8 protein-coding genes are annotated in these 8,014 nt (G+C 63.1%); all 8 read right to left on the bottom strand.

What is annotated here, in order from left to right; translation table 11 throughout:
* Window positions 1-1,083: FtsH protease activity modulator HflK (gene hflK / locus RMO57_RS20560; RefSeq protein ID WP_414896466.1), on the bottom strand; the 1,083-nt coding region annotated here is incomplete at its 3' end.
* A 2-nt stretch (window positions 1,084-1,085) separates the two neighbouring features.
* Window positions 1,086-2,381: a GTPase HflX gene (hflX, locus tag RMO57_RS20555; RefSeq protein WP_310389844.1), complete on the bottom strand. Its 1,296-nt coding sequence runs from the start codon at window positions 2,379-2,381 to the stop codon at window positions 1,086-1,088.
* A gap of 24 nt (window positions 2,382-2,405) precedes the next feature.
* Window positions 2,406-2,657, bottom strand: coding sequence for an RNA chaperone Hfq (hfq, locus tag RMO57_RS20550; RefSeq protein ID WP_310389843.1), 252 nt, complete (start codon window positions 2,655-2,657; stop codon window positions 2,406-2,408).
* 91 nt (window positions 2,658-2,748) lie between these two features.
* Window positions 2,749-4,089, bottom strand: coding sequence for a ribosome biogenesis GTPase Der (gene der, locus RMO57_RS20545; RefSeq protein WP_310389842.1), 1,341 nt, complete (start codon window positions 4,087-4,089; stop codon window positions 2,749-2,751).
* A gap of 72 nt (window positions 4,090-4,161) precedes the next feature.
* Window positions 4,162-5,286 (bottom strand): outer membrane protein assembly factor BamB, encoded by a 1,125-nt coding sequence (gene bamB / locus RMO57_RS20540; protein WP_310389841.1) that lies wholly within the window; start codon window positions 5,284-5,286, stop codon window positions 4,162-4,164.
* Window positions 5,283-5,966: a tetratricopeptide repeat protein gene (locus RMO57_RS20535; protein ID WP_310389840.1), complete on the bottom strand. Its 684-nt coding sequence runs from the start codon at window positions 5,964-5,966 to the stop codon at window positions 5,283-5,285. The genes bamB and RMO57_RS20535 overlap by 4 nt, the downstream gene beginning before the upstream one ends.
* Before the next feature lie 55 nt (window positions 5,967-6,021).
* Entirely contained in the window at window positions 6,022-7,338 is a 1,317-nt protein-coding gene (hisS, locus tag RMO57_RS20530) for a histidine--tRNA ligase (RefSeq protein ID WP_310389839.1), read from the bottom strand.
* 12 nt (window positions 7,339-7,350) lie between these two features.
* Window positions 7,351-8,014 (bottom strand): flavodoxin-dependent (E)-4-hydroxy-3-methylbut-2-enyl-diphosphate synthase (locus RMO57_RS20525; RefSeq protein ID WP_310389837.1); only part of this gene is annotated, 664 nt, incomplete at its 5' end.

Genomic DNA, 8,014 nt, shown 5'->3' with positions numbered 1-8,014 from the left:
TGGCGCTTTTTGATACTCGGTCAAGACGCTCTTGAAGCGTTGTGCATCACCCTCAGCTTGAGCGACCACGCGCGACTTGTAACCTTCGGCCTCTTCCATCAAACGGGCGGATGCTCCGCGTGCTCTTGGGATCACGTCATTGGCATAGGCTTGGCCTTCATTTTGCAACCGCTCGCCGTCTGCACGCGCTTTGAACGCATCATCAAAAGCCGCCTGCACCTGCTCCGGTGGCGCCACGCTCTGCACGTTGACGTTCTTGATCTGCACGCCTGCCTTGAGCCGATCCAACTGGGTTTGAACCGATTTGGCCAGGTCTATGCCGATGGCGTCGCGCTGCTCGTACAGCACCGAATCCATCCGGCTTTTACCAACAATTTCGCGCACTGCTGATTCGGCAGCCAAGGTCACCGCATCATCGGGGCTGCGGTTCTCAAACAAGTAGTCGCGCGCATCTTTGATCGTGTACTGAACCGTGAAGCGGATATCAACGATGCTCTCGTCCAGCGTCAACATCGCCGATTCCCGCAAACCCGTCGCAGCGACAACCGAGTTGCGGCCCACTTCCACTTGCCGCAACTGCGTCACTGAAACCACCTCATCGGCCTGAAACGGATAGGGCAGCCGCCACTGAAAGCCGGCCTCGACCGTCTTGCTGTACTTGCCGAAGGAGGTCACAACCCCCTGCTGACCTTCTTGAACGATGAAGAAGCCGCTACCCAACCAACCCAGCAAGACCACGCCGCCGATCAGACCGGCGCCGATGCCGGCACTCTTCATATCGGGTTGGAAATTATTGCCACCACCACCGCTGCCGCCGTTGGCGCCACCGCCGGAGTCATTGCCGCCCGAGCCTGCGGGCTTGCTGCCGAACATACCCGTTAACTTTCGGTTGAAATCGCGCCACAACTCGTCAAGATCGGGCGGGCCATCGTTGCGCCCGTTGCTCTCAAGTCGACCGGCACGCCAACCACTGGGCAACAAGCCGACCAACAAGGCCCGCGTGGCCGCAGCCAAGGGCTTCAATCGTCCGGCGCTGCCGTTTAACTCTCGCCGAGCGCGGCTGACTGGCTCAAAGGTGTTCATGCTCATGCCTGTTTGGAAATGGTTGCGGCGGAATCCGGAGCGGCTTCCGCGTTTAAGTTTTCAGAATCAAACTCCACCGCGCTATCTGGGGGAAGCTCGGACAAATTCAAGCCCGCAGCAGCCTTTGCAGACTCACCCTGCATGGCCAAGACAATTTGCTCACGCAAGACATCCAGCCCGCTGCCGTCCAAGGCACTGACAAACACTCGCGCAGCCCGCAGGCCGGCGCCATCGCCATGGCCCGGGCGCTCGATCCAATCGAGAGGCGCACGAGGGCGCTGATCCTCATCAAGCATGTCTTGCTTGTTGTAGACAATGATTTGCGGAATTGACGCCGCTCCGATGTCATCCAACACGCGTTCGACTTCAAGCATCTGCTCATCCAGGACCGGTGAGGCGGCATCGACGATGTGCAGCAACAAGTCAGCATCAGCTGCCTCTTGCAGGGTCGCCCGAAATGCCACCACCAACTTGTGCGGCAGGTCACGGATGAAGCCGACCGTATCCGACAGCGACACACTGGCGCCGGCCTGCTCCAAATAGAGCGCGCGCGTCGTTGTATCCAGCGTGGCAAACAATTGATCGGCAGCGTAGCTGCGCGCCTTCACCAGCGCGTTGAACAGCGTCGACTTGCCGGCATTGGTATAGCCGACCAGGGACACACGAAATACGCTGTTACGTGCGCGGGCCCGCTGCTGCGTGCTGCGCTGGCGCTCGACCTTCTTGAGCTTCTCTTTGATGGTCTTGATACGGTCGTCGATCATGCGCCGATCGAGCTCGATCTGCGCCTCACCGGGACCGCCGCGCATACCGATGCCGCCGCTTTGGCGCTCCAGATGGCTCCAGCGCCGCACCAGCCTTGTGGCCAGATACTGCAGCCGCGCCAGCTCGACCTGCATCTTGCCCTCGGCACTCTTGGCCCGAGCCGCAAAAATTTCCAGGATCAAGGCGGTGCGGTCGGCCACCGGCACGCCCAACACGCGCTCCAGATTGCGCTGCTGAGCGGGCGAAATTGCCTGATCAAATAGCACCGTGTGCGCTTGGTGGGCCTGCACCAGCAGCTTGATTTCGTCCGCCTTGCCGGAGCCAACAAAGAGCGCCGCATCGGGCGCCTGGCGGCGCGCAATCACGCGCGCTACCGGGGTGTCGCCGGCCGATTCTGCCAGCAAGGCGAGTTCATCCAGGGTGGCGTCGAAGCTGGAGCCGGCCTTGGCAGAACGGCCGAAATCAACGCCGACCAGAATCGCGCGGGCCTCCTCAAGATGAGGCGGGGCGGGGTGGGATGCAGATGATGTCAAGGTGATGCGAGCGCTCTTAGAGGCTTAAGCAGCGCTGTCGTCATCGCCGCCGTTGGCGGTGTGAAAGTTCACCGCGCGGCCGGGCACCACGGTGGAGATGGCGTGCTTGTAGACCATCTGCGTAACGGTATTTCGCAGCAGCACCACATACTGATCGAAGGACTCGATCTGGCCTTGCAGCTTGATGCCGTTGACCAAATAAATGGACACCGGTACATGCTCTTTGCGGAGCAGATTCAGGAAGGGATCTTGCAAGAGTTGGCCTTTATTACTCACGATATGCTCCGTGTTGTGAGAGGGTTTAGGGATATAGATTCGACCTTAACACAGGCGCGTCAGCACGACCCCGTGTGGCCAGTGGCGGGATTCAGTCTTTGTCGCTGAACGGATTCTTGGAGGAGCGCATCTCGATGCGCATCGGCGTGCCGACCAATTTGTAGTGCGCGCGAATGCGGCCTTCGAGGTAGCGCTTGTAGACCTCGGTCACCCCCTCCAGCGAGTTGCCATGCACGATCACCAGCGGCGGGTTCATGCCGCCCTGGTGGGCATAGCGCAGTTTGGGGCGGAAATGTCCGCTGCGTTTGGGCGTTTGGTGCTCGACCGCTTCCTGGATCAGGCGGGTCAGCACCGGCGTCGTCATTTTGCGGAAGGCCGAGGCATAGGCATCGGCAAAAGCGCCCCACAAGGGTGCGATGCCTTGACGTTTGATGGCCGAAATATTGTGGATGGGCGCGAACTTCAAAAAGCCCAGGCGCTGCACGATGGAGCGCTGCAGGATCTCGCGCTGGTAGCTGTCAATCGCATCCCACTTATTGATGGCCAGCACCACCGCGCGGCCGCTCTCCAGGATGTAACCGGCGATGTGCGCGTCTTGATCCGACACGCCTTGGGTAGCGTCCAGCAGCAGCAAGACCACGTTGGCATCGGCAATCGCCTGCAAAGTTTTGACGACCGAGAACTTCTCGACCGCCTCAAACACCTTGCCCTTGCGGCGCAGGCCGGCGGTGTCGATCAGCTCGAACTTCTGGCCATTGCGCTCGAACGGGATGCTGATAGCGTCGCGGGTGGTGCCGGGCATATCGAAGGCGACCAGGCGCTCTTCACCCAGCCAGGTGTTGATCAGCGTGCTCTTGCCCACATTGGGGCGGCCGGCGACGGCCAGGCGGATCACGCCGTCGGGCGCCTGCTCCTCAGCACCCTCCTCTTCGTCCTCGAACTCGAACGGCGCCAGCACCGCTTCCATCAGGCTGCGGATGCCCTGGCCATGTGAGGCCGAGATCGGATGCGGCTCACCCATGCCGAGCTCATGGAACTCGCCCAACAGCGGCGACTCGCTCATGCCCTCGGCCTTGTTGACGCACAAAAAGATGCGCTTGCTGGCCTGGCGCAGATAGCGGGCAATGTCGGAATCCTGCGCCGACAGGCCCAAGCGCACGTCAACCACAAACACCACCGCGTCGGCCTCGGCCACCGCCTGGCGGGTCTGCTTGGCCATTTCCTTGACGATGCCGGTGGTGCTGTCGGGCTCGAAGCCACCGGTGTCGATGACGGTGAACTCTTGATTGCCGAGGCGGCCGTCGCCGTAATGGCGGTCGCGGGTCAGGCCGGCGAAATCCGCCACGATCGCGTCACGCGTCTTGGTCAAACGATTGAACAGCGTGGACTTGCCCACATTGGGGCGACCTACCAGGGCGATGACGGGTTTCATAGTATTTTTGTTTTTCTCAAGCAAAGAATTCAAGGGCCGTTCAGACCGGGGTCGGAGCGGCGATTTTGAGCCTCATTCGGGCCGCATGGCAAACAGCCCGCCATTGCGCGTGGCAACCAAGATCGTATTGCCCAGCACCACCGGCGCGGCGGCAATCGCCGAACCGTCGGTGGGCAGGCGCAATTGGGTCTTGCCGGTGGCGGCGGAGATAAAGTGCACCTGACCTTCGAAGTCACCGACGATCACCGTCGCACCCAGGCTCAGCGGTGTGCTCAGCCGGCGGTTGAGGAATTGCTCGGCGGTCCAAAGCACATCGCCATTGGTGGTGTTCCAGGCGCTCAGGCGGTCGGAGGCATCGCCGCCGACGACTCGGCTTGCGTCGCCGCCAACGCCCAGCGTGCCGCCGACATTGCGGGTCCACATCAGGCTGCCACGTTCGGCATTGACGCAGCCGACCGCCGATTGGAAGGCGCGCGCACACAGCACCTCGCCGCTGCGCATCAGCGGCCCGACCAGGTCGGCCAGGCGCTCGACCTCATTGGTGCCGCGCGGGTTGGCTACGCTGGCCTCCCAGCGAATCGTGCCGCGCAAGGGGTCAACGCCGGCCAGACGGGTGCCTTGGCCGACGATCAAGGTGTCCTTGAAGACGCCGATGACGCCGGGTTGGGCCAGCGTCAGCGGCTCACCGGGGCGGCGCAAGATCCAGATCTTGTCACCATTCTTGGCGTCGAAGGCATGCACCTGACGGTCAACCGTCAGCACAAACACCCGTTCGCCGGCGACCAGGGGCGCGGCCACTGCCGGCGTCGGCAGGGTCTTGCGCCAGATCACCTGGCCGGCGTCCAGCGCCACCACTTCATTGGCGGTCGTCACGACGGCGGCAAAGCGCCCGTCGCTGCCGACACCGGCCGCCAGCTTCTGGCCGACGTTGACGCTCCACAGGCTGCGGCCGTCGCTGGCTTGCAGCGCTTGCACGGTGCCATCGCCGCCTGCCACCACAAATTGCTCCGCCACAGCCGCGACCGAGAGCGGGAACTTGACGCTGTCGACGCGTGCCGTCCAGACCACGCGGCCGGCGATGGCGGGCGTGACCTGCTCCAACTCGGCGGGCTTGACTGCGGTGGAGGAGCTGAATATCGAGCAACCGGCCAGCAGCCCACCCAGCAATGCCAGGGCGGCGAGGTTCTTGCCCATCATTTGGCAGCTCCCGAGGCCGCGCCTTGATTGGCACCAACGGCGGTGGCAACGCCCAAGGTGGCCAGCTTGGCCTCGATCAAACGGCGATAGTCCTGCTTGCTGTTCATCGCGGCATAGGCCTTTTGATACTCGGCCCGTGCCAGCTCGGGCTTGGCCTGCAAGACGAAAAGATCACCGCGGCGATCGGCCTGCAGCGCCGTGAAGTCGGGCAGCTTGATCGCATCCAGCGTCTTGGCGGCTTCGGCGTACTGCTTGGCTTCCATCTGCAGACCGGCCAAGCGCAGGCGCGCCAGGTCACGATACTCATCGTCGGCGGCATTGTCGGCCGCCCAGGCTAGGCTGGCGCGCGCGACCTCGGCCTGTCCCTTGTCGTACTGCAGCTTGGCCGCCTGCATGGCCGCTTGGGCCGTGTAGGTGGTCTTCGGGTAGCGCTCCTTCAGATCACCGAAGACGCGGCCGGCCTTGTCGGCATCGGCGGCCTGCACCGCGCGGTCCAGCTCCTCGTACATGGCGGCGGCCTTGACGGCTTGATCACGCTGCCACCAAGTCCAGCCGTTCCAGGCGGCGAATCCGGCCAGCACCAGGGTGATGACCCAGGTGATCAGATTGCCGTATTGCTTCCAAAAAGCCTTCAGCTGGTCCAGTTGTTCTTGTTCTTCGAGATCGAGATGCGTCGCCATGGATGAAAGGTGCTCGGAATTTACTGGATAAAAAAGGGACGAAATTAGCCCGCGATTATGCGTTGAGCAGCTCAGCGGCCCAATCGGACGCGCAAGAAATTGTGCGCATCACCTGCTCGCCGCCGATGCGGCGCAGCGGCTTGACCGCCACCTGGCCCTGCGCCAGCTCGTCCTCGCCAAAGATCAGCGCATAGGTGGCGCCGCTGGCGTCGGCCTTCTTGAACTGCGACTTCATGCTGGACTGGCCCGGATGCAGGACCACCGAGACGCCGGCCGCGCGCAGCGCTTCCAGCGCCACCATCACGCCTGGCAGGCCCAGGCTGGAGGGCACGATGGCATAGGCATCGGGCACCGGTGCAGCGGGCGTAACGCCGACCTCCTCCAGCAGCAAGAGCAAACGCTCCAGCCCCAAGCCAAAGCCGACCGCGGGTGCTGCCTTGCCGCCCAACTGCTCGATCAGACCGTCATAACGCCCACCGCCACAGACCGTGCCTTGCGAGCCGAGCTTGTCGGTCACCCACTCGAACACGGTCAGGTTGTAATAGTCCAGGCCACGCACCAGGCGCGGGTTGATGCGGTAGGCGATGCCGGCGGCGTCCAGAATGGCACGCACGCCATTGAAATGCGCCAGCGACGCCTCGCCCAGAAAGTCCAAGAGCTTAGGCGCCGCATCGGCCATCGCCTGCAGCGCCGGGTTCTTGGTGTCGAGCACGCGCAGCGGATTGCTGTGCATGCGGCGCTTGCCCTCTTCATCGAGCAGGTCCTGGTGCTGCTCCAGATGCGCGATCAAGGCCGCACGGTGGGCGCTGCGCTCGGCCGCCTCGCCCAGGCAGTTCAGCTCTAGGCTGAAATGCTCGCCGTCCACCAGGCCCAGCTCGCGCAAGAGCCGGCTGCCCATCAAGATCACTTCCGCGTCGACATCGGGGCCGGCAAAGCCCAGCGCCTCGACCCCCATCTGATGAAACTGGCGGTAACGCCCTTTTTGCGGCCGCTCGTGGCGGAACATCGCGCCGAAGTAATACAGGCGCTTGCCGCCGTCGCGCAAAAAGGAATGCTCGGTCATCGCGCGCACCACGCCGGCCGTCATCTCGGGGCGCAGCGCCAGTTGGTCGCCATTCATGCGGTCTTCGAAGGCATACATCTCCTTCTCGACGATGTCGGTCACCTCGCCGATGCCGCGCACGAACAAGGCGGTCGGCTCGACGATGGGCGTGCGCACGTTCTGGTAGCCATAGCGCTGCAACACGCTGCGCATCTTTTCTTCCAGCCATTCCCAGCGCGCCGACTCGGGCGGCAGGATGTCGTTCATGCCCTTGACGGCGCGCAAGGGCTCGATCTTTTGGGTCATCTTCTTGAAGTCAACTGCAGTCATCTCTTGTCCGGCTCAGGCGGTCGTTTCGGCAACACAAGCGCCGCCAAAGCGCTTCTCAATATAGTTTTCAACCAGCACCTGGAACTCATCGGCAATGCCGGCGCCGCGTAGGGTCAGGGCTTTTTCGCCGTCGATAAAGACCGGTGCGGCCGGCGCTTCGCCGGTGCCGGGCAGGCTGATGCCGATGTCGGCATGTTTGCTCTCGCCGGGGCCGTTGACGATGCAGCCCATCACGGCGACCTTCATGTTTTCAACGCCCGGATACTTGGCGCGCCAGATCGGCATCTGCGCGCGCAAGAAGTCGTCGATCTGCTTGGCCAGCTCCTGGAAGGTGGTGCTGGTGGTGCGGCCACAACCCGGGCAGGCGGTCACGCTGGGGTTGAAGGCGCGCAGACCCAGCGACTGCAGAATCTCCAGCCCGACCACCACCTCCTGGGTGCGCGCCTCGCCCGGCTGCGGCGTCAGCGAGATACGGATGGTGTCGCCGATGCCCTCTTGCAGCAGGATGGACAGCGCCGTGCTTGACGCCACCGTGCCCTTGGTGCCCATGCCGGCCTCGGTCAGCCCAAGGTGCAAGGCGTAGTCGCATCGGCGTGCCAGGGCGCGGTAGACACTCACCAGATCTTGTACGCCGGACATTTTGCAAGACAGGATGATCTGCTCGGCGGGCAAGCCG

This window comes from Roseateles sp., assembly GCF_031397715.1.
Classification (GTDB): Bacteria; Pseudomonadota; Gammaproteobacteria; order Burkholderiales; family Burkholderiaceae_C; genus Paucibacter_A.
The sequence above is the reverse complement of the archived record's forward strand: the minus strand, read 5'-3'. Positions and strand labels throughout refer to the sequence as shown.

Coding starts and splice junctions, on each gene's coding strand:
- hisS (WP_310389839.1), bottom strand. CDS start 7,338: ATGACTGCAGTTGACTTCAAGAAGATGACCCAAAAGATCGAGCCCTTG.
- RMO57_RS20535 (WP_310389840.1), bottom strand. CDS start 5,966: ATGGCGACGCATCTCGATCTCGAAGAACAAGAACAACTGGACCAGCTG.
- der (WP_310389842.1), bottom strand. CDS start 4,089: ATGAAACCCGTCATCGCCCTGGTAGGTCGCCCCAATGTGGGCAAGTCC.
- bamB (WP_310389841.1), bottom strand. CDS start 5,286: ATGATGGGCAAGAACCTCGCCGCCCTGGCATTGCTGGGTGGGCTGCTG.